This window comes from Streptomyces sp. NPDC040545, assembly GCF_055595065.1.
This window is the reverse complement of the sequence record NZ_JBVIWA010000023.1, coordinates 87185-107772: the sequence shown is the minus strand read 5'-3', so window position 1 is coordinate 107772 and position 20588 is coordinate 87185. Positions and strand designations below refer to the sequence as shown.

The 20588-nt window shown below is 74.3% G+C and carries 17 protein-coding genes; 13 read left to right on the top strand and 4 right to left on the bottom strand.

The features are described 5' to 3' along the window. Positions 1 to 132: 132 nt before the first annotated feature. The 3 genes from ACZ573_RS32760 to ACZ573_RS32750 all read right to left on the bottom strand — a co-directional run bounded on the left by ACZ573_RS32760 (position 133) and on the right by ACZ573_RS32750 (position 1401). Complete coding sequence (locus tag ACZ573_RS32760; RefSeq protein ID WP_471311358.1) at positions 133 to 366, bottom strand: chaplin; 234 nt, start codon at positions 364 to 366, stop codon at positions 133 to 135. Between the two features lie 251 nt (positions 367 to 617). Beyond that, complete coding sequence (locus ACZ573_RS32755; protein ID WP_030011310.1) at positions 618 to 1028, bottom strand: rodlin; 411 nt, start codon at positions 1026 to 1028, stop codon at positions 618 to 620. A gap of 118 nt (positions 1029 to 1146) precedes the next feature. Then, positions 1147 to 1401, bottom strand: a complete 255-nt coding sequence (locus ACZ573_RS32750; protein WP_471311355.1) for a chaplin — start codon at positions 1399 to 1401, stop codon at positions 1147 to 1149. 102 nt (positions 1402 to 1503) lie between these two features. Between ACZ573_RS32750 and ACZ573_RS32745 the strand changes: the two genes are divergently transcribed. From ACZ573_RS32745 to ACZ573_RS32705, 9 genes are all read left to right on the top strand, one after another. Further along, positions 1504 to 2667 (top strand): DUF3344 domain-containing protein, encoded by a 1164-nt coding sequence (locus tag ACZ573_RS32745; RefSeq protein WP_471311352.1) that lies wholly within the window; start codon positions 1504 to 1506, stop codon positions 2665 to 2667. A gap of 19 nt (positions 2668 to 2686) precedes the next feature. Continuing rightward, on the top strand, positions 2687 to 3874 hold the full coding sequence (locus ACZ573_RS32740) for a glycosyltransferase (protein ID WP_471311349.1): 1188 nt from the start codon (positions 2687 to 2689) through the stop codon (positions 3872 to 3874). Then, entirely contained in the window at positions 3871 to 5400 is a 1530-nt protein-coding gene (locus tag ACZ573_RS32735; RefSeq protein ID WP_471311346.1) for an exopolysaccharide biosynthesis polyprenyl glycosylphosphotransferase, read from the top strand. Before ACZ573_RS32740 ends, ACZ573_RS32735 begins: the two co-directional genes overlap by 4 nt. Beyond that, positions 5400 to 6860: an O-antigen ligase family protein gene (locus tag ACZ573_RS32730; RefSeq protein ID WP_471311344.1), complete on the top strand. Its 1461-nt coding sequence runs from the start codon at positions 5400 to 5402 to the stop codon at positions 6858 to 6860. Before ACZ573_RS32735 ends, ACZ573_RS32730 begins: the two co-directional genes overlap by 1 nt. A gap of 695 nt (positions 6861 to 7555) precedes the next feature. Then, positions 7556 to 9343, top strand: a complete 1788-nt coding sequence (gene murJ / locus ACZ573_RS32725) for a murein biosynthesis integral membrane protein MurJ (RefSeq protein ID WP_471311372.1) — start codon at positions 7556 to 7558, stop codon at positions 9341 to 9343. Then, complete coding sequence (locus tag ACZ573_RS32720; protein WP_301370335.1) at positions 9333 to 10109, top strand: polysaccharide deacetylase family protein; 777 nt, start codon at positions 9333 to 9335, stop codon at positions 10107 to 10109. The genes murJ and ACZ573_RS32720 overlap by 11 nt, the downstream gene beginning before the upstream one ends. Then, complete coding sequence (locus ACZ573_RS32715) at positions 10106 to 11380, top strand: glycosyltransferase (RefSeq protein ID WP_471311341.1); 1275 nt, start codon at positions 10106 to 10108, stop codon at positions 11378 to 11380. The genes ACZ573_RS32720 and ACZ573_RS32715 overlap by 4 nt, the downstream gene beginning before the upstream one ends. A 72-nt stretch (positions 11381 to 11452) precedes the next feature. After that, positions 11453 to 12283, top strand: coding sequence for a YveK family protein (locus ACZ573_RS32710; protein WP_471311338.1), 831 nt, complete (start codon positions 11453 to 11455; stop codon positions 12281 to 12283). Beyond that, positions 12280 to 13422 carry a GNAT family N-acetyltransferase gene (locus tag ACZ573_RS32705; protein WP_471311336.1) on the top strand — a complete coding sequence of 381 codons (1143 nt, stop codon included), beginning with the start codon at positions 12280 to 12282 and terminating at the stop codon, positions 13420 to 13422. The genes ACZ573_RS32710 and ACZ573_RS32705 overlap by 4 nt, the downstream gene beginning before the upstream one ends. Before the next feature lie 5 nt (positions 13423 to 13427). On the opposite strand, the gene ACZ573_RS32700 is transcribed toward ACZ573_RS32705, so the two are convergent. Beyond that, a complete protein-coding gene (locus tag ACZ573_RS32700) occupies positions 13428 to 15122 on the bottom strand; it encodes a glycoside hydrolase family 26 protein (protein WP_471311333.1) in 1695 nt (564 codons plus the stop codon). Positions 15123 to 15272: 150 nt separating this feature from the next. Between ACZ573_RS32700 and ACZ573_RS32695 the strand changes: the two genes are divergently transcribed. From ACZ573_RS32695 to ACZ573_RS32680, 4 genes are all read left to right on the top strand, one after another. Continuing rightward, positions 15273 to 16760 carry a carboxylate--amine ligase gene (locus ACZ573_RS32695; RefSeq protein WP_471311331.1) on the top strand — a complete coding sequence of 496 codons (1488 nt, stop codon included), beginning with the start codon at positions 15273 to 15275 and terminating at the stop codon, positions 16758 to 16760. A gap of 67 nt (positions 16761 to 16827) precedes the next feature. Next, positions 16828 to 18129: an NAD(P)-binding domain-containing protein gene (locus ACZ573_RS32690; RefSeq protein ID WP_471311369.1), complete on the top strand. Its 1302-nt coding sequence runs from the start codon at positions 16828 to 16830 to the stop codon at positions 18127 to 18129. A 25-nt stretch (positions 18130 to 18154) separates the two neighbouring features. Beyond that, positions 18155 to 18439: a hypothetical protein gene (locus ACZ573_RS32685; RefSeq protein ID WP_301370347.1), complete on the top strand. Its 285-nt coding sequence runs from the start codon at positions 18155 to 18157 to the stop codon at positions 18437 to 18439. Positions 18440 to 18451: 12 nt separating this feature from the next. After that, positions 18452 to 20536, top strand: a complete 2085-nt coding sequence (locus ACZ573_RS32680) for a SpoIIE family protein phosphatase (RefSeq protein WP_471311327.1) — start codon at positions 18452 to 18454, stop codon at positions 20534 to 20536. The last annotated feature ends 52 nt before the right edge of the window (positions 20537 to 20588 follow it).

Here is a 20588-nt window from a genome sequence, read left to right as displayed (position 1 = left end):
CTTCCCCCTCCTCCCCCCCCCCCCCCCCCCCCCCCCTTCCTGGTCCCCCCCCCCCCCCCCCCCCCCCCCCCCCCCCCCCCCCCCCCCCCCCCCACCCCGAGGAGGCTTGCCCTTGCGGGCACAAGCGCTTCGTCAGGCGTTGACGCAGGTGTTGCCGAACGCCGGGTTCAGCAGCGCGATGACGTTCACGGTGTTGCCGCAGACGTTGACCGGGACGTGCACCGGCACCTGGAGCAGGTTGCCGGACAGGACGCCGGGGGAACCCACGGCCGCGCCGTCGGCGGCCGCGTCGGCCATGGCGGGGGAGGCGGCACCGGCGAGCATGAGAGCGCCGGCGGCCAGCACCACTGCCTTCTTGTACGTCATTTTGATTTCTTTCCTTCCCGCAGAGGCGTGTCCACTGCAGAAATAACAACGAGCGGTCCGGGAAAAAGAAACCGCACTTTTTCGGCGGTCCGTCGGTAATTCACCCCGATGCCCGGTCCGATGTGCGGACCGAATTCCTGGTGCCGACGGATTTGTATCGACGATTCCGGGGCCGGGGAGCGTCCCGGCCTACATGCGGCGAGGCCGCCGCGACCCGGTGGGTGCGACGGCCTCGCTGGCGCGGGCCTCGGTCAGCTGCCGTTCGAGACGTTGCCGGAGAGGACCGGGATGTTGTCCAGGATGTGCGAGAGGGCCTCGTCGCCCTTGGCCTGGGTGGAGTTCTCGGTGCACTGCTGGTTCTGCGGGCTGGACAGGACCGGGATGTCCTGGACGCCGACGTTGATGAGGGCCAGCACGGACTGCACGTTGGCCTTCGCGGGCAGCGCGATGCAGGGCTTGTTGAAGGAGCCCTGGATCAGCGCCATCTGCGGGCTCATGTTGCCGTAGGTGGCCTGGTTGCCGTAGATCTGCGCGGCGCCGTTGCCCTGGACGGTGTTGACGCCGTTGTCGTTCCCGATGGCCATCGCCTGAGGCGCCATGGCGGCACCGATGCCCACGACCGAGGCGGCAACCGCGGCCGAGGCCATCATCTTCTTGATCATTGTCGTCCCTTTTTTGCAGGATTGCCCGGTAGTGGAGCACCCGGATCAACGTCGCCGCCCCGGTTCGGGTTGCGTGGCTTCACTCGGATGCGGGCGTTTCGGGCAGCACGGTTGACGATCAGGTGCTGACGCAGGTGTTTCCGAACGAGGGGTTCAGCAGGGCGATCACGTTCACCGTGAGGCCGCAGGCGTTCACCGGGATGTCGAGGGGAGCCTGGAGCAGGTTGCCGCTCAGGACGCCGGGGGACCCGCCGGTGAAGCCGTGGGCCGTCGCACCGTCCCCGCCGTGCGCGGAGGCGAGGCCCGCGCCGCCCAGCAGCGCGGTGGCGCCCGCGACGGCGAGGGTGGTGCCGCGCGCCAGCCTCTCCTTCATCTCCGCATTTCCTTTCGGTTCGAACAATGGTGCAACTCATAACGACCCGCCCGTTGCGAGGGTGCGTGCTATCGCCCAAAAGGCCGTACGAGCGAGTCCGGCGTGATTTCCGGCCTGATTTCTGACAAAGTTCACTCCTGTTTTGTCCCCCTGATCGAAAATGGAGACAGGGTCATGGGTTCCTCCCGCAGAATCCTCGGCACACTCGGTCTGCTGTCCTGCCTCACCCTTTCCGTGAGCGCCCAGACGGCGGGGGCCGCGGCCCCTGCTCCCAAGGAGCTGCCCCGGATCCCTTTCACCCAGCGTTACCAGTCCGTGCAGCACGGCGGGCTGGTGCGCGCCTCCAACTCCGGCATCAGCTGCCGCAAGGAGCAGTCCCCGCAGGCCGAGCCGTGCGCCGAGGTCAAGAAGGGCGCGGCCGGGGTCAACAGCGACTTCGAGATGTTCTACAGCGAGGTCGACAAGGACCCGGACACCTACAACTCCACCCGGGCCGAGCTCAAGGTCCCGCAGGGCGCGAAGGTCTCGTACGCCCGTCTCTACTGGGGCGGGAACCTGCGGGTGGGCGAGCAGAAGCCGCCCGAGGACAACGGCCGGGTGCTGGTCGCCGAGCCCGGCGGCGCGTACAAGGAGGTCCTCGCCGACACGGTGGTGGGCCACCGTACGGACGCGGGCAGCGATGCCTACCAGGCCTCCGCCGACGTCACCCCGCTGGTCCGCAAGGGCGGCGCCGGCCTGTGGACGGTCGCCCAGCTCAACATCGCGATGGGCCACTCCGACGTGGGGGCCTGGGGCGGCTGGACGCTGGTCGTCGCCTACGAGCACCCGCAGGAGCCGGTGCGCCGGATCTCGCTGTGGGACGGCTTCGAATCGATCGCCGCCCGCGGCGGTGACGGAACCGTCGAGATCGAGGGCCTGGACGCGCCGGCCGGCTCCGCGGGCCGGGTCGGGGTGGTCGGGTACGACGGGGACCGGGGCGTCCTCGGGGATTCACTCACCGTGACGGCCGACAGCGGTCGTCGGGTGAGTCTCAGCGATGGGGAAAATCCTTTCAATGATGTTATGAATTCCACGATCACGGAATTCGGTGATCAGCCGTTCGTGCGACAGCCCGAACATATGAATAATCTCGGATATGACGCGGACGTCTTCGACCTGAGTCCCGCCCTGTCCGGTGGTGCCCGCAGTCTGAGCTTCAGGTTCACGGGTGAAAGTCAGGGTCATTTCCTCGGTGTGCTCTTCGTTCAGACAGACGCGCGCCGCTGAACGTAGGAGACCACTCCACGTGCCCAGTCAGCCTCGGGCGGTACAGCCCACGACCGTCCTCCACCTCGTACAACCCGTCGACGGCGGTGTGGCCAGGGTCGTCACCGACCTCGTCCGCGCACAGACCGCAGAAGGGCTGCGCACCGTCGTCGGGTGTCCGCCCGGCGGCACGCTCGGCGACGCCGTCCGGGCCGCCGGGGCCGAAGTGCTCACCTGGAACGCCGGGCGGGCCCCCGGACCCGGACTGCCCGCCGAGATCATCGGCGCCCGGCAGGTGCTCCACCAGGTGCGGCCCGACCTCCTGCACGCCCACAGCGCCAAGGCCGGCCTGGCCGGCCGGCTCGCCGCGCGCGGGAGCCTGCCCACCGTCTTCCAGCCCCACGCCTGGTCCTTCGACGCGGTCGGCGGGGCCACCGGCGCGCTCGCGCTGCGCTGGGAGCGGTACGGGGCCCGCTGGGCCGACCGGGTGCTCTGCGTCAGTGAAGCCGAACGCCGCGCCGGCGAGACCGAGGGGATCACCGCCCGCTGGTCGGTGATCCGCAACGGCGTGGACCTAAACCACTTCAGCCCCGGCGGACCGGACCCCGACCGGGACAAGGCCCGCGCCCGCACCGAACTGCCGCTGCCCGCAGGCTTTCCGGGCGACGGGCCGCTCGCCGTGTGCGTGGGCCGCATCTGCCTCCAGAAGGGGCAGGACATCCTGCTGCGGGCCTGGCCGGAGCTCCTCGCCACCGTCCCCGGAGCCCGCCTCGCCCTCGTCGGGGACGGCCCCGACACCGAACGGCTGCGCCGCATCGCCCCGCCCGGGGTGCACTTCGCGGGCGCCGCCGCCGACATCCGACCGTGGCTTCGGGCCGCCGATCTCGTTGTACTGCCGTCGCGGTGGGAAGGCATGGCGCTCGCCCCGCTCGAAGCCATGGCCTGTGGCCGCCCGGTCCTGGTCTCCGACGTCAGCGGTGCCAGGGAGAGCCTGCCGCCGGGCCAGGGACGCCTGTGCCTGGTGCCGCCGGAGGACCCGACGGCCCTGGCCGAGGCACTGGGACGGCTGCTCGCCGAGCCGCGGCTCCTCGCCGAACTCGGGGAGCAGGCCCGGCAGCACGCCCGGACCGACTTCGACGTGCGGCGGACCACGGACGCGGTCACCGGCCTGTACCACGAACTGCTGGGCAGGCCCCGGCCCTTGAACCAGGAGCGCATCAGCCGATGACGATGGACAGCGCACCCGCCCGGCACACCGGGCAGGGCGGCACGGGGCCCACCGGCGCAGGCGCCTTCGCGCCCGCGCACCCCGCGGCGGCCCGCCGTTCAGCGACCGCCATCCACCCCCCGCGCGGGCCCAGGGCCGACCAGGCCCGCTCCGCCGTACGCCCCCGGCGCGTCCGCCGCCGCGGCCGCGTGCTCCCCCTGCTCACCGCCGACGCGCTGGCCGCCGTACTCACCGCGACGACCCTGCCCGCGACGGCGCTGCCCGTCCTGTCCGCGGCACCCGTCCTGCTCGCCGCGCTGCACGCGCAGGCCGGGCTCTACCGGCCGCGGCTCGCCCCCTCCGCACTCCTCGAACTGCCCGTGCTGGCCGGACGGTCCGCCGTCCTGTGGTGCTCGGTCGCCGCCGTCACGGCCGCCGCCGACCCGGCCCGGGCCATGGGCTGGAGCGCACTGCTCACCGCCGTCTGCCTCCAGGTCGTCCTGGCGTGCGCGGGCCGCGGCCTCGTCAACCAGCTCCAGCGCCGCTCGGCCGTCCGCCGGCCCACCTCCGCCCTCGTCGTCGGACCCGGCGCCGGGGCGAGCGCGGTCGCCGCCGCCCTGCACGGCCGCCCCGAATTCGGGCTGCGCCCGGTCGGGCTCGCAGATCCCGTCGTGGGCTACGTGCCCGCCGAGGGCGACGGCGGCGCCCTGCCGCTGCTCGCCACCCACGAGGACATCCGGCGCGCGGTCATCCAGAACTCCGTCGGGCACGCGGTGTTCACCCGCCCCCCGGAGGCCGACGAGCGCACCGCCTCCCTGGTCCGGCTCTTCCACGACCACGGCTGCCGGCTGTGGCTCGCCGACCCGGCCGGCACCGCCAAGGTCACCGGCATGCGGGTGGCGCAGCCCGCGGACCAGCTCTGGGGGTACGCCGTGCAGCCGCTGCTGCCGCGTCCGGCCCGGCCGCTGGAGCGCTGGGCCAAGCGGGGCATCGACACCGTCCTCGCCTTGATCGCCCTGCTCGCCGCCGCACCCGTGATGGGGGCGTGCGCGCTGGCCGTACGGGTCTGGGACGGGCCGGGGGTGATCTTCCGGCAGGAGCGGGTCGGCCTGTACGGGCGCCCCTTCACCCTGCTGAAGTTCCGTACCCTGCGCGCCGACGAGCACGAGGCCGCCACCCGCTGGACGGTGGCGGGCGACCGCGGCATGAGCCCGGTCGGGTCCTTCCTGCGCAAGTCCTCGCTGGACGAGCTGCCGCAGCTGTGGAACGTCGTGCGCGGCGACATGGCCCTGGTCGGACCCCGCCCCGAACGGCCCTTCTTCGTCGCCAAGTTCTCCACCGTCCACCCCGGCTACGAGGCCCGGCACCGGATGCCCGTCGGCATCACCGGCCTCGCCCAGATCAACGGCCTGCGCGGGGACACCTCCATCGAGGACCGGGCCCGCTTCGACAACCACTACATCGACACCTGGTCGCTGTGGCAGGACCTGTGGATCCTCGCCCGCACCGCGGCCTCCTTCTTCCGCTTCCGGCTGGGGGGCAGCTGATGAGTCTCGCCGTACCGGGCCGGTGGATCCGGCCGGACGCGCCGGATCTGCTGCGGCGGCACTGGCCGCTGCTGCCGCTCGCCGCCACCGTGCTGTTCCTGCTCGCCCCGCTCCCGGCGGGGGACGCCACCGCTTCCGGGAAGGTCGGCCCGGCCGACGCCGCCTCGCTGCTGCTGGTCCTCGTCTGCGCGGTGCAGGCGCTGCGCGGCCGGGTGCGGACGCTGACCCCGCTGGGTGTGCTCGTGCTCGGGGCGCCTGCCGTGGGCCTCGCGGTCGCCACGATGACCGCGGGGGACCCGTACGCGGCCCTCCCCGGCTTCGTGCGCTACCTGCAGGTCTTCGTCCTGGTGCCGGCGGCCGTGGTGCTGCTGGTGCAGGGCGCCGCGGAGTTCCGGCTGGCCGCCGGGTGCTTCGTGGTCCTGGCGCTGGTGCAGGGCGCGGTGGGGGTGGTGCAGTACGCCACCCACACCGGGGCCTCGTACCAGGGCGAGAACGTCCGGGCCGTCGGCACCTTCGGCCCCGGTGACGTCATGGGCATGGCCACCGTCGTGGCGTACGGGCTGATCGTGGCGACCGCCGCCGGGCTCGCTCCGGGGCTGCCGCGGCGCATCCGGCGGATCGCCGGGGGCTGCGCACTGGCGCTGGTGCTCCCGCTGGTGCTGTCCTTCAGCCGGGGCGCGTGGATCGCCACCTTCGGCGCGGCGGTGCTGGTGATGGCGCTGGCCGGGATCCGGCGGGCCGTGAAGGTCGTCGCCGCGCTCGCCGCCGCCGGGGTGGTCCTGGTCGGCGGGTTCGGGGTCGGCTCGGAGATGGTCGCCGAACGGCTGACCTCCATCACCCAGGTCTCCAGCGCCCCCGACCAGTCCGTGACCGACCGCTACACGATGTGGGCCGCCGCCGAGTCGATGTGGCGCGAGCGGCCGGCGGTGGGGGTGGGGCTCAAGGGCTTCCCGGCCAACCGGGACGGGCACGCCTCGCTGGGCCTGTCCTCCGGCAGCGACACCGCCGGCGCCGGCCAGGCGTACCTGCGCCAGCCGCTGCTCTCCCCGCACAACATGTACCTGCTGATCCTGAGTGAGCAGGGCCTGATCGGGCTCGTCGCGCTCGTGGGCGGCTGGGCGGCCCTGCTGGCCGCGGGGGTGCGCCGGCTCGGCTCCGGCGGGGGCGCGGGGGCGCGGGACTGCGGGCTGATCGCGATCGGGCTGTTCGTGTGGCAGCTGACCGACTTCCTCTACGCGGACATCGGCGGGCCGTCCACGGTGCTCACCGGAGTGATCATCGGCCTGGCGGCCTGGTGGGCGCTTCCCTCCAGGGGGGCCGCCGGTCCACTGCGTGGGGCGGCTGCGGGTTCCGGGTCCGTCTCCGGTGCCGGTCCACTGCGTGGGGCGGCTGCGGGTTCCGGGTTGGCCTCCGGTGCGGGTTCACGGGGTAGGGCCCCCGGGGTTGCGGCTCGCCCGTGACGGACACCACGCCCTGGCGGCCCGCCTCCGGCCCCCCGGCCGGGGCGGGCCACGCCCGTGTCCCGGGCGCCCCGGACTCCGGCCCCTCCCGTGTCCCGGCGGACCCCGGCTTCGCCGGGCGCTCGCGGAACGTACCCGTGGCCGGGCGGCCGGGCGGCGGGGTCGATCCGGTCGGCCGTCCCGGCGCGGCCGCGTACCCGCGGAGTGCGCCCGTGACGGGGCGGTCCGCCGGAGTCTCCGGCGCACCGGCCGCCGGGGATCCGGGACTCGTCGCCGCGGCGGCGCCGACCGTGCCGGTCCCGGCGGACCCCGGCTTCGCCGGGCGCTCGCGGAACGCAGCCCTGCCCGGGCGGTCCGCCGGCCTGTCGGGTGCGGCGGACCCCGGCTTCGGCGGGCGCTCGCGGAACGTACCCGTGGCCGGGCGGCCCGCCGGAGGGACCGGCGCACCGGTCGCCGGCGAACCGGGATTCGTCGCCGCGGCGGCGCCGGTCCCGGCGGATCCCGGATTCGTCGCCGGGGGGCTCCCGGGCGGTACGCCGGGTACGCGCAGGCCCCTGTTCGGGTCCGCCGGATATCCGGGCGGAGCCTCGGGCCGGCACAGTGTGCGGGTCGCGGCCCGGGCCGCGAGCGGCTCCGCCGACGCGCCCGAGGCCCGGCCGGGCGGTCTTGCGGCCACCCCCGGCGGGAGCCAAGCGGTGGGCGGGCCGTCCGCGCCTGCCGCCCTCGGCGGGAGGGGCCGGCTCCGCCACGCCCGCCGCGCGGGCGAACTCTCCACCACCCCCGGCGGGAGGCAGCCGTCCGAATCCGCCACCCCCAGTGGGAACGCCCCCGGCCAAGGATCCGAGTCCGTCACCCCCAGTGGGAACGCCCCCGGCGGGAGCCAGCCGCTCGGGCGGTTCCTGGCCAAGGCCGCCGCAGTCACCGCCGGACTGACCGCCGCCGGGGCGGCGTTCGGGCTCGTGCGCGACCAGACCATCGCGCACCTCTTCGGGGCCGGGCACGACAGCGACGCCTTCCTGATCGCCTGGACCGTGCCCGAGATGGCCTCGACGCTGCTGATCGAGGACGCCATGGCGCTGCTGATGGTGCCCGCCTTCAGCCACGCCCTGGCCCGGCGGGCCGCCAGCCGGGCCGGGCTCACCCGCCGGGAGGCCCGCGCGCAGGACCCCGTACGGCTCCTGGTGGGGGCGACCCTGCCGCGCCTCGTCGTGTTCCTGGCCGCCGTCGCCTCCCTGCTCGTCGTGGCCGCACCGGCCGTCGTCGCCGTACTCGCCCCCGGCCTGCCCGACCCCGCCCTGGCCGTCGAGTGCACCCGGCTCACCGCGCTGACCGTGCTCTCCTTCGGCATCGCCGGATACTTCAGCGCCGCGCTGCGCGCGCACAGGTCCTTCCTGCCGCCCGCCGCGATCTACGTCTCGTACAACATCGGCATCATCGGCATGATGGTGGCCCTGCACGCCCTGTGGGGCGTCCGGGCCGCCGCAGCGGGCGTCGCCGTCGGCGGGCTCCTGATGGCGCTCGTCCAACTGCCCGCCTTCATCCGGAACGTGGGCTTCGGCCCGCCCCGCGCGAAGAAGGCCGCCCCGCGCAACCAGCGCGACAGGGACCGCCCCACCCTCATCGCCTTCGGGGTCATCGCCCCCGTGATCTTCTTCGCGGTGTTCCGGCAGTCGCAGGTGCTCGTCGAGAGGTTCCTGGCCGCCTCGCTCCCGCCCGGGGCGATCTCCCATCTCAACTACGCGCAGAAGGTCGCGCAGATGCCGATGGTGCTCTCGCTGATGATCTGCACCGTCACCTTCCCCGTCGTCGCCCAGGCCATGGCCGGGGGAGAGCGGGAGAAGGCCCGCCGGCGGGTGGAGCAGGACCTCGCGCTGGCCTCGCTGGCCGTCCTGGTGGGCACCGCACTCGTCATCGGCTACGCGCCCCAGATCATCCAGGTCCTCTTCGAACGCGGCGCCTTCACCCACGCGGACACCCTCGCCACTGCCTCCGTCATGCGGGTCTACGGACTCGGACTCCTCGGCCACTGCCTCGTCGGCGCACTGTCCCGGCCCTTCTTCTCGACCGCCCGGCCCACCTGGTTCCCGGCGTTCGCGATGGGTGCCGGACTGCTGGTCAACGTCGTGGCCGGAGCCTTCGCCGTCGGCTGGTGGGGCACCTACGGCATCGCCGCCGCCAACGCCGCCGGCATCTCCACCACCGCCGTCCTGCTGCTCACCGGCCTCGGCTCCCGGATCATCGCCATCCAGGTCCGCCGGGTCGCCGTCAGCATCGGCCGGCTCGCCGTCGCCGCCGTCGCCGCGGGCACCACCGGCTGGATCGCCGGCCCGATGATCCCCGACCCGATGCTCAGCGCCGCCCTCGGCTGCCTGCTGGTCCCGGCCATGTTCGGAGCCACCGGCATGGCCATACGCGCCCTCGAAGTCACCGCCCTGCCCGGTCAGATCTCCCAGCTCACGCAGAGGTTCCGCAATGTCCGCTGACACCGACACGGCCCCCGCCGCCGTGGTGGTCCCCACCCGCCGGACCGCTTCGCCGTGGGTCCTGATGTACCACTCGGTCGCCGAGTTCACCGACCCCGCGGAGGACCCGTACGGGATCACCGTCACCCCGCTCGCCCTGGAGGCCCAGCTGCTGTGGCTGCGCTCCCGCGGCCTGCGCGGGGTCTCCGTCGGCGAACTGCTGCGGGCCCGCGCCGCCGGGCGCGGAGCCGGGCTCGTCGGGCTGACCTTCGACGACGGATACACCGACTTCCTGACCCACGCGCTCCCGCTGCTGAGCCGCTACGACTGCACCTCCACCCTCTTCGTGCTGCCCGGGCGGCTCGGCGTGGACAACGTGTGGGACCCGCTGGGCCCGCGCAAGTCCCTGCTCACCGCCGAGGGCATCCGCGAAGTCGCCGACGCCGGACAGGAGATCGGCTCGCACGGACTCCTCCACCAGGACCTCACCGCGACCGCCGACGACGTGCTCCAGCAGGAACTGCGGGGCAGCCGCGACCTGCTGCGCGAGCTGACCGGCACCCTTCCCGAGGGGTTCTGCTACCCGTACGGGCACCTCGACGCCCGGGTCGTCGACGCCACTCGGGCCGCCGGTTACGGCTACGCCTGTGCCATCGACCCCGGACGGCTCGCCGGCCCGCACGCGCTGCCGCGTACACACGTCAGCCAGGCCGACGGCGGCGCCCGGCTGCGGATCAAGCAGCTCCGCCACCAGGTGCGCGAGCTGCGGCGCGGGGTGCAGCGGTGAAGGCGCTCCAGTCGGTCAAGGCACTGCACATCATCACCGGACTCGGCGTCGGCGGCGCCGAACAGCAACTGCGGCTGCTGCTGCGCCACATGCCGATGCAGTGCGACGTGCTGACGCTGACCAACCCCGGGCCGGTGGCCGAGGGGCTGCGCGCCGACGGGGTCCGGGTCGTCCACCTGGGCATGCGGGGCAACCGGGACCTGGGGGCGCTGCCCCGGCTGGTGCGGTTCATCCGGCGCGGCCGGTACGACCTCGTGCACACGCACCTGTACCGGGCCTGTGTCTACGGGCGCCTCGCGGCCCGGCTCGCGGGCACCGCGGCGACCGTGGCCACCGAACACTCCCTCGGCGAGGGCGAGATCGAGGGCAGGCCGCTCTCGGGCGGGGTGCGCACGCTGTATCTGGCCAGCGAACGCCTGGGCGCGGCCACCGTGGCCGTCTCCGACACCGTGGCCGCCCGGCTGGAGGGGTGGGGGGTGCCGGCCGCGCGGGTGCACGTCGTACCGAACGGAATCGAGGCCGTCCGTTTCCGCTTCGACGAGGGCGTCCGGCGGGCCACCCGGGCCCGCACCGGGCTGCCCGAGCGGGCCTTCGTGGTCGGCGGGGTCGGCCGGCTGGTCCCGGGCAAGCGGTTCGACGTCCTGGTGCGGGCCGTGGCCGCGCTGCCGGGGGCGCATCTGCTGCTGGCCGGGGACGGGCCGGAGCGGGCGGGGCTGCGCCGGCTGGCCGCCGAGCTCGGCGCGCAGAGCCGCATCCACCTGCTCGGGGAGCGGGATCCGCTGGGCGACAGCGCGGACGGCCGCACCCCGGGCATCCCGGCACTGCTGGCCGCCATGGACGTGTTCGTCTCCCCGTCGCGGGAGGAGGCCTTCGGGCTCGCCGTCGTGGAGGCCCTGGCCGCAGGTCTGCCCGTCCTGCACGTGACCTGCCCGGCCATCGACGACCTGCCCGCCGCGCAGGCCCCCGGGGCCCGGCGCATCGGTACGGGCACGGAGGAACTAATCGCGGCGCTGCGGGGCCACATGGAGGCGGGCGCGCGCCGGCTGCCCCCGCCGCCGGTGGTCCGCCGCTACGACATCGCCCGCAGCGCGCGGCAGCTGCTGGACGTGTACGACCTCGCCCTCTCGGCCGCGCCGGGCGCCGCCGGGACGGCCCGGGGCCGAGCCACCGCCGGACCGGTGCCCGGCGTCACCGGCGGCGGCGCAGCCGTCGTCGGCGCCCGGCGCGAGCCGGTCGGGCCCGGACCGGCGGAGCCGACCGGCACCGGCTGATCCCTCCCCTGCCCGAAGGGGTCCCGACGGGACCCGAAGAACTCCCCCTCCACCCAGGAAGCGAGCACGTCCATGGCCGACATGTCCGAGAAGAACCCCGAGAAGAAGGCCGACAAGAAGGCCGAGAGCAGGTCAGAGAGCAGGTCCGAGCGGAAGTCGGACCACCGCTCCGAGCGCAGGCCGCGCCGCCGGAAGCTGTCGGCGCCCCTGTGGTGGCCGCTGCCCGTCTGCGCCCTGCTGGGGCTGGCCGCGGGCGGGGCGTACGGGGTGCTCAAGGCCCCCGAGTACGCCGCCACCAGCTATGTCATCGCCGTGCCCGACGACACCACCGAGCCCGCCACCGCCCTCGGCTTCGCGCAGGCCTACGCCCGTATCGCGACCAGCAGTTCCACCCTCGCCTACGCCCAGCCGCGGGCCGGCATCAGCGCCGCGAAGCTGCGTACCCAGGTACGGGCCGAGACCTCCCCCGAGTCCCCGATGATCGCCGTCACGGGTACCTCGAAGAGCCCCGCCGAGGCCGCCGACATCGCGAACGCGGTCGCCGACGCGCTGTCCCTGAGCAGCAATCAGGCTGCCAAGAACACCGGTGTCCAGCTGCTCCTCTTCAACCAGGCGGTCGCCCCGTCCGAGCCCGCCTCCCCGTCCGCCGCCATCAGCGGCGCCGTCGGGATGTGCGCCGGCGGGCTGCTGGGCGGACTGTGGCTGCTCGCCCGGCCGGGCCGCGCACGGCGCTCCGAGGACAGCACGACCGGGTCCGCGGCCGGGTCCGCGGCCGGATCCGCGGGCGGCTCACCGGCCGAGTCCTCGGTGGAGGCCGCCGCCCCGTCCCCGGTCGAGGAGTACGCCTCGCTGCCCGCCCAGGGTGAGCCGGCCTCGGCCAAGGAGAAGGAGTCCGTTCGATGAGTTCGGGCTCCGCCGGGGCCCTGTCGGTGACGCTGTGCCGCGACCCCCGGCAGTTCGCCGCGCTGGAGGAGTCCTGGAACGGACTCTTCCGCGGCTGCCCCACCGCCACCCCCTTCCAGAGCCACGCCTGGCTCCACTCCTGGTGGCTGTCGTACGGCAAGGACGGCCGGCTCCGGATCGTCCTCGTCCGGCGGGGCGAGGAGCTGGTCGGTGCCGCCGCGCTGATGCTCGTACACCGGCCGATGCCCCTGCTGGTGCCGCTCGGCGGCCCCATCACCGACTACTTCGACGTGCTCGTGGCGGCGGAGTACGCCGACCAGGTCGTCCCGGCGCTGGCCCGCGGGCTGCACCGGGCCGCCCGCGGCGCGGTCGTGGACCTGCGGGAGGTACGTCCCGGGGCCGCCGCCGAGGAGCTGTACCGGCAGTGGCCCGGGGTCTCCAGCATGCTCGCCGACTCCACGTGCATGGAGCTGCCGACGCTGCCCTTCGACGAACTGGTCAAGCGGATGCCGGCTTCCGGCGCCCAGCGGGTCCGGGCCAAGCTGCGCAAGACCGACGCGGCCGGGATCGAGGAGCACGAGGTCACCGAGCAGGAAGTGCCGCGCGCCGTCCGGACCCTGCTGCGGCTGCACGAGAAGCAGTGGCGCGGCCGCGGGGTGACGCCCGAGCACCTGCGGCCCCGCTTCGCCGAGCACCTGACCCGGGCGACGCGGCGGATGGTGCGGGCGGGGGAGAGCCGGCTGACGGAGTTCCGGCTGGACGGCAAGGTGGTGGCGGCCAACGTCACGCTGCTGTCGGCCGGGCTCAGCGGCGGCTACCTGTACGGGGCCGACCCCGACCTGCGGACGCGGAAGGTGGACGTCGCGACGCTGCTGCTGCGCTACGAGGCGGGGCGGGCGCTCGCCGAGGGCCGGCCGGTGGTGAGCTTCCTGCGCGGCAACGAGCCGTACAAGAACCACTGGCGGCCCGAAACGGTCGTCAACCGGCGTTTCCTGCTGTCCACGGCGGCGCTCGCGCCCCTGCTGCGTGTACACGAGTCGCAGGTGACGGGGCGCGAGCGGGCGGTGGACGTACTGCGGGAGGCGCTGCCGGCCGCCAGGGACTGGCGGGCGCGGCTCAACGAACTGCGGGTGCGATGACCCGTCTAGAAGGGCCAGAAGCCGGATTCCTTGCCGAAGTCCAGCTTGATGCAGACCGACTGCGTGCCGACCAGCTTGGAGAGCCACTCGCCGAAGTTGAGCGGCACACACCAGTGCTTGCTGTTGACCGGCGGCGGCGTGGGCTGCGGCAGGGGCTTCGGCGGCGTGGGCTCGGGCTTCGGCGTGACCGGGCTCGGGGCGACCGGGCTCGGGGCGACCGGGCTCGGGGTGGCCGGCGCGGGCGTCGGGACCTGGGGCGTCGGGACCGCCGGCGAGGGTTGGGGGGAGGGCTCGGGATCGGTGTCGGGGTCGGGCTCGGGGACCTCGGGTGTCGGGACGAGCGGGCTGGGCGTGACCGGCGGCGGGACCTGCGGGCTCGGGGTGACCGGGCTCGGGGTCACCGGCGCCGGGGCGACCGGGCTCGGGCTGACCGGCAGCGGGGTCTGCGGGCTCGGGACCACCGGAGTGGGCTTCGGGACCTCGGGCGTCGGGACCACGGGTGTGGGGACCAGGGGCGTCGGGAGGACCGGCGTGGGCGTGGGGATCTGCGGCGTCGGGACCTGAGGCGTGGGCACCTGCGGGGTCGGGACCTGGGGCGTCGGGACCTGCGGGGTCGGCACCACGGGGGTCGGCACGACCGGCGTGGGCACCACGGGGGTCGGGACCACCGGGGTCGGCACCACGGGCGTGGGCACCACCGGGGTCGGGATCACCGGGCCGGGACGCTCGGGCGTCAGCGCGTCGCGGAAGGCCTTCGCGGACTCCGGGTTCTGCTTGCACTGCCACACGCCGTGCGGGCAGTAGTCGGTGATGGTGTGGTAGAGCGGCTTGTGCTGCGTGATCCACTTCAGCATGCGCCGCACGTACTCCGGATTGTCCCCGCGCCGGAACAGCCCCCACTCCGGGTAGGAGATCGGCTTGCCGTGTGCTTTCGCGAAGTCGACCTGATGCTGGAGACCGTACGGCTGGGTGATCTGGTCGTCGAAGTCCCGGCCGGGACCCTGGTCGTACGAATCCATGCCGATGACGTCGACCACGTCGTCGCCGGGGTAGCAGTGCGTCCAGCCGATCGCGTCCGCACCCCTGTTCGGGGCGAAGTCGAACTTGAACTCCTGCCCGGGAACGGCGCGCATCGTGTTGACGATGCGCCTCCAGTACAGCTTCCAGTTCTCCGGGTCCGGTGCGCACCGGTGGGTGTACGTGACCCCGTTCATCTCCCAGCCGAGCACGATCACCGTGTCCGGGACGCCCAGCTCCACCAGCCGCTCGGCGAGGCGCTGGAAGTGCCAGTCGAACCGGCCTTCCGCGCCCGCCCTGATCAGCCGGGCCACCCGGTAGTCGGGCACCCGGCCCTCGTTCCGCTCCTGCATGGGCACGTTGAGGACGAACATCCGGTCGTCCTCGGCCAGGCGCCAGTCGGCCCAGTCCTCCAGGAACGAGACCCTGCCCTCGATGCCGGCCCACCTGTCGCCGGGGAGATAGGTGTGCCCGACCCGGATCTCCTTGCCGCCCAGCCAGCTCGACAGGTACGGGATCCGGGCCACCCCGGGCGGCCCGTAGTCGAGATAGGCGCCCATGGCGATGTCCGAGCCCTCGGGCCGGTCCTTCTCGGGTGCCGCGAGCGCGGCACCGGTGGCCAGCAGTCCGGCCGTGACCGTACCGATGCAGGTGCTCGCCAGTCGGCGGCGTGGTCTGGGCATGGCGTCTCCCGAGCTTTCCTGAATCGGTGTGCTTACCAAAGACGTTAGGCATCAGATCTGACGAATGGCCTGTCCGGTGACTGCCGCGTAGGCCATTAGCAGGTGCGCACCACCCCCGCTTGGTCCGACTAGGTGAAAGACACCGCTGCCATGCACGCGTATCTCAACCATGTGCCCGCCGTTGTGCTCAGACTCGACCGCAATCCGTTCCACCACGGAACCCTCGGCGCCGTCAGATCTCTTGGCCGCAAGGGCGTGGAGGTCCATGCCGTCGTCGAGGCCGGGGGTGGCCCCATGGGGCGTTCGCGTTATCTGCGCGCCGTGCATCCCGGGCCGGCGGGCGGGCTGGACCCCGAGGCGCCCGAGGCACTGCTGGAGTGCCTGACCGGGGTGTCGGAGAGGATCGGCCGCCCGGCCGTGCTCATCGCCATGGACGACCTGAGCGCGATCGCCGTGTCCCGGGTCGCGCCGATGCTCCGGGAGCGTTTCCGGATTCCCCATCAGCCCGACAACCTGCCCGCCCGGGTGGCCGACAAGGCCGAGCTGTCGAGGCTCTGCGCGCGGTGGGACGTCCCGCACCCGGAGACCGTGATCCCGGCGAGCGGGGCCGAGGCCGCCGAGGCGGCCTGGCGGCTCGGCCTGCCGGTGGTCGCCAAGTGGAGCCGGCCCTGGCTGCTGCCCGCCGGGGCCGACGGGCTGCGCAGCACCATGCTCGTGCACACCACCGCCGAGGCGCGCCGGCTCTACGAGCGCTCCGCCGAGGCCGGGAGCAGGCTGCTGCTCCAGCGGTTCCTGCCGGCCGGTCCGGACACGGACTGGTTCTTCCATGGCGCCTTCGCGCGGGGCGGGCGTCCGCTGCTCGTGGGCTCGGGCCGCAAGGAGCTGTCCTGGCCGGTGCGGACGGGGCTGACGGCCGTGGGGCGCTGGCTGCCGGATCCGGCGGTGGAGGAGGCGGGGCTGCGGCTCGCCGAACGGCTGGGCTACCAGGGGATCCTGGACCTGGACTTCCGCCGCGACGAGCTGGGCTGCTTCCGGCTGGTGGACTTCAATCCCCGGCCGGGCGCGCAGTTCCGGCTGTTCGCGGACTCGGCCGGGCTGGACGTCGTGCAGGCGATGTACCTGGACCTGACGGGCCAGCAGGTCCCGCAGCCTTCGGGCGGACCGGGCCGGGTGTTCGTCGCGGAGAACTACGCGCTGCTGGCGCGGATCCGGGGCGGGTCGATGCCGCGCCGCCCGGCGGCGGTCCCCGCGGACCCGCCCGGGCCGGCGGGGGCGTCCGCGTCCTCGGGCCCGGGCGGGGACCAGGGGCCGGCCCCGAAGCGGGCCCCCAGGCGGTCCGCCGAGCGGGGGCGCGTGGAGACGGCCTGGTTCGCCGCCGATGACCTGCTGCCGTTCCTGGCGATGCTCGGCGCCCTGCTGGGGCGGGGCGCGGGCAAGAGCGTACGGGCGCTGCGCGGGGTTCCGGAGCAGGGCCGCCGCACGGCGCTCGCCGTCGTCCGCGCGCCCCGGCAGCGCGGCCGGAACCAGGAGCCCACCGGATCCGGTAGCGCCGACGGCTCCGCCGGATCCGCCGCACCGGCCTCCCGTCCCGTTCCGCCGGAGGCCTCGGCCGAGCCGGACGAGCTGGTGACCCGTTGACCCGGACCGGCGCGGCCGACCGGGCCGGGCCGGTGACCATCGACCTGGAGGAGCGGCGTTGACGCGGATCGACGATCTCGTGGTGATCGGTGCGGGCCCGTACGGGCTGTCGATCGCCGCCCACGCGGCGGCCGCGGGGCTCGGCGTACGGCTGCTGGGGCGGCCCATGGCCTCGTGGCGCGACCACATGCCCGACGGCATGTACCTGAAGTCGGAGCCCTGGTCGTCCAACCTGTCCGCGCCGGACGGGCGGTACACCCTGGCCGATTACTGCGCGACTCTCGGCATGGCCGCGGAACACGGCACTCCGCTGCCGATCGGCACGTTCAGCGCGTACGGGATGTGGTTCGCCCGGCAGGCCGCGCCTGAGGTGGAGGAGGTGACCGTCCTGGAGGTGACCCCGCAGGGCAACGGCTTCCGCGTCCGCACCGCCGAGGGACCGCCCCTGCTCGCCCGTACGGTGGCCCTCGCGGTCGGGGTGATGCCCTTCGTCCGTCACCCCGAGGCGCTGCGGGAGCTCCCGCCCGCGCACTACTCGCACAGCAGCGGCCACCGGGACCTGAGCCGGTTCGCCGGCCGCGAGGTCGCCGTGCTCGGGGCCGGGCAGGCGGCCCTGGAGACCGCTGCGCTGCTGGCCGAGCAGGGCGCCCGGCCCTGCCTGGTCGCCCGGCGCTCCCGGCTGAACTGGAACACCGTCCCGCAGCCCCTGGACCGGCCCCCGCTGCGGGCCCTGCGCGATCCGCACAGCGGCCTCGGCACCGGCTGGCGCAGCTGGGTGTGGTCGGAGCTGCCCTGGGCGGTGCGCCGGCTGCCCGCGCCCACCCGGGAGCGGATCGCGGCGACGGCGCTGGGCCCGGCCGGTGCCTGGTGGCTGCGGGACCGCTTCGAGCGGCGCGTGCCCGTCCTGCTCGGACACCGGCTGCACCGGGCGGTGGCGGTGGGCGAGCGGACCCGGCTCGGGCTGACCAACCGGGCGGGGGAGTCCGTGGTGCTGGACACCGCGCACGTCATCGCGGCCACCGGCTTCGTCCCGGAGCTGGCCCGGCTGGAGCTGCTCGACGCGGGGCTGCGTGCGGCGCTGGAGACCGTGGGGGAGAGCGGGGCGCCGGAGCTGAGCCCCGTTTTCGAGTCCTCGTGGCCCGGGCTGTTCTTCGCGGGGCTGCTGACGGCTCCCTCATTCGGCCCTTCCATGCGATTCGTGCACGGCGCGGGCTTCACGGCGGGGAGACTGGTGAGAGGAGTCCGCAAGCGCCTCGGTGCCCGGGGTCCGCGGCCGGGTTCTCCCGGTGTCGCCCGGCCTGGCCGGGCTGCTTCCCCCGGGCACGTTCCGGGGGTACCCCCAGGGCATCCGAAGACGTATCTGCGGTGAGATCCGCGGAGAGAAGGGGTCCGTGATGAGCTCGGAGCGAGCGCAGGGCCGCGGCTGGGTACGCATTCCCGCCAGCCGCGGGGAACAGCCCGCCGGTCGGGCCAGGGCCGGCGGGTACGACCGCACCGCGTACCCGGGGCCGTACGCGGGTCCGTACGCGGGTCCGTACGCGACGGCCTCCCACGCCGACCAGCCCACGATCTACCTCTCCGTGGTCAAGCGCTGGAAGGAGGCCGGGCGCACCCTTCCGGGGCATCCTGACGAGGAGTGGGAGCGGCTGATCTCCCAGCCGTGCTGGCCCGGCCGTTAGGTGGTGGGGGACGTGGCAGCGGAACGGGACGGACCCGAGCCGGTCCGGCAGTCCCCCGTGACCGGGCCCGGGGAGCGGTTCGCGCTCAACGGCATGGGCAGTCTCGAATGGGACCTGGGTGCCGGGACGGTGGTGCTGGACGAGGCCGCGATGGAGGTCTTCGATCTCGGGCCGGAGGAGTTCGACGGCACCGTTCCCGGTGTCGGACGGCGCATCCCGCACGAGGACGGGGTCCGGCTGACCGAGATCATCGAAGGTGTCCTGGAGGGCGGCGGGGACACGTACGGCGCGTACTTCATGGTGCGGCGGCGCGACGGCCGCGACCAGTGGACGCACACCTCGGGCCGGGTGCTCCGGGACGGCGACGGGCAGCCCGAGCGGATCGTGGGGATCGTCCGGGACGCGACCGCCGAGCTGGCCCACGCGACGCTGCTGCGCAAGCTGGAGGCGGCGCGCGCCCAGCAGACGACGATCGTGCAGCGGACCACGGAGGCCCTGTCGCGGGCGGTGACGGTCGACGACGTCACGGCCGCGCTGACCGGGGCGGGCGCGCTGGAACGGCTCGGTGCGGACGGGCTGGCCCTGGGGCTGGTCGAGGGCGGCACCATCAAGATCATCGCGCTGAGCGGGGAGTCCCTGGAGATCCTCAGCGAGCGCCGGTTCACCCGGCTGGACGGCTCGCTGCCGCTGTCGCGCGCGGTGCTCACCCGGCAGGCACGTTTCGTCACCTCGCTCACCGAGCTCGGCGGGGAGTTCCCGCTCCTCGCGGACTACCTGAACCGGATCCGGTACGACGCGGCCGCCTACCTGCCGCTGATCGCGCAGGCCAAGGCCATCGGCGGGCTGGTCCTCTTCTACCGGCGGCGCACCGAGTTCAGTCCGGAGGAGCGCAACCTCTGCCTGGGCCTGGCGGGCATCGTGGCCCAGTCCCTCCAGCGGGCGCTCCTCTTCGACCAGGAACGGGAGTTCGCGACCGGCCTGCAGGCCGCCATGCTGCCGCGCCGGATCCCGGAGATCACCGGCGGGGAGATCGCGGTCCGCTACCACGCCGCCTGGAGCGGGCGGGAGGTCGGCGGGGACTGGTACGACGTGATCTCGCTGCCCCGCGACCGCGTGGGCGTCGTGGTGGGCGACGTCCAGGGCCACGACACGCACGCGGCGGCGATCATGGGCCAGCTGCGGATCGCGCTGCGGGCGTACGCCGGGGAGGGCCATCCGCCGTCCACCGTGCTGGCCCGGGCCTCGCGCTTCCTCGCCGAGCTGGACACCGAACGCTTCGCCACCTGCCTGTACGCGCAGGTGGACCTGGAGACGGGCGGCGTACGGGCGGTCCGCGCGGGTCACCTCGGACCGCTCATCCGGCACACGGACGGGCGTACCGGCTGGCCCAAGGTGCGCGGCGGCCTGCCGCTCGGGCTGGCCTCGTTCTTCGAGCACGAGGAGTTCCCCGAGACCCGGCTCGATTTGGTGCCCGGGGAGACCATGGTGCTGTGCACGGACGGCCTGGTGGAGGAGCCGGGCACCACCATCACCGCCGGGATGGACGCCCTCGCCCAGGCGGTGCGCAGCGGCCCCCAGGGGGCCGGGGCGCTCGCCGACCACCTCTCCGACCGGCTCTGGGAACGCTGGGGCTCCGGGGACGACGTGGCCCTGCTGGTGCTGCGCCGGGCCCCCGATCCGGGCACCCACCGGGCGCCGCGCATCCACCAGTACGTCCACCAGGCCGACCCGGAAGGCCTCTCGGAGGCGCGCTACGCCCTGCGCCAGGCCCTGCGCGACTGGGGCATGCCGGAGCTCGCCGACGACGTGGAGCTGGCGGCCGGGGAGCTGCTGGTCAACGCCCTGCTGCACACCGACGGCGGGGCGGTGCTGACGATGGAGGTGCTGCCGGAGCCGGTCCGGCGGATCCGGCTGTGGGTCAAGGACCGCTCCAGCGTGTGGCCGCGCCGGCGCACCCCGGGCGAGGCGGCCACCACGGGGCGCGGGCTGCTGCTGGTGGACGCGCTGGCGACGCACTGGGGCGTGGAGTCCCGGGGCGACGGCAAGGCGGTGTGGTGCGAGTTCGACGCGGGCGGCAGCCCCCGGAGCGCGGGGTGAGCGGACGGTCACCCCGGGTTGTGGGGCGCCGGGGGCGGGGTGATGATGCGAG

Excerpts from the sequence above, each read along its gene's own strand:
- ACZ573_RS32760 (WP_471311358.1), bottom strand. The coding sequence starts at position 366 with ATGACGTACAAGAAGGCAGTGGTGCTGGCCGCCGGCGCTCTCATGCTC.
- ACZ573_RS32755 (WP_030011310.1), bottom strand. The coding sequence starts at position 1,028 with ATGATCAAGAAGATGATGGCCTCGGCCGCGGTTGCCGCCTCGGTCGTG.
- ACZ573_RS32750 (WP_471311355.1), bottom strand. The coding sequence starts at position 1,401 with ATGAAGGAGAGGCTGGCGCGCGGCACCACCCTCGCCGTCGCGGGCGCC.
- ACZ573_RS32735 (WP_471311346.1), top strand. The coding sequence starts at position 3,871 with ATGACGATGGACAGCGCACCCGCCCGGCACACCGGGCAGGGCGGCACG.
- ACZ573_RS32730 (WP_471311344.1), top strand. The coding sequence starts at position 5,400 with ATGAGTCTCGCCGTACCGGGCCGGTGGATCCGGCCGGACGCGCCGGAT.
- ACZ573_RS32720 (WP_301370335.1), top strand. The coding sequence starts at position 9,333 with ATGTCCGCTGACACCGACACGGCCCCCGCCGCCGTGGTGGTCCCCACC.
- ACZ573_RS32710 (WP_471311338.1), top strand. The coding sequence starts at position 11,453 with ATGGCCGACATGTCCGAGAAGAACCCCGAGAAGAAGGCCGACAAGAAG.
- ACZ573_RS32705 (WP_471311336.1), top strand. The coding sequence starts at position 12,280 with ATGAGTTCGGGCTCCGCCGGGGCCCTGTCGGTGACGCTGTGCCGCGAC.
- ACZ573_RS32700 (WP_471311333.1), bottom strand. The coding sequence starts at position 15,122 with ATGCCCAGACCACGCCGCCGACTGGCGAGCACCTGCATCGGTACGGTC.
- ACZ573_RS32695 (WP_471311331.1), top strand. The coding sequence starts at position 15,273 with ATGCACGCGTATCTCAACCATGTGCCCGCCGTTGTGCTCAGACTCGAC.
- ACZ573_RS32685 (WP_301370347.1), top strand. The coding sequence starts at position 18,155 with ATGAGCTCGGAGCGAGCGCAGGGCCGCGGCTGGGTACGCATTCCCGCC.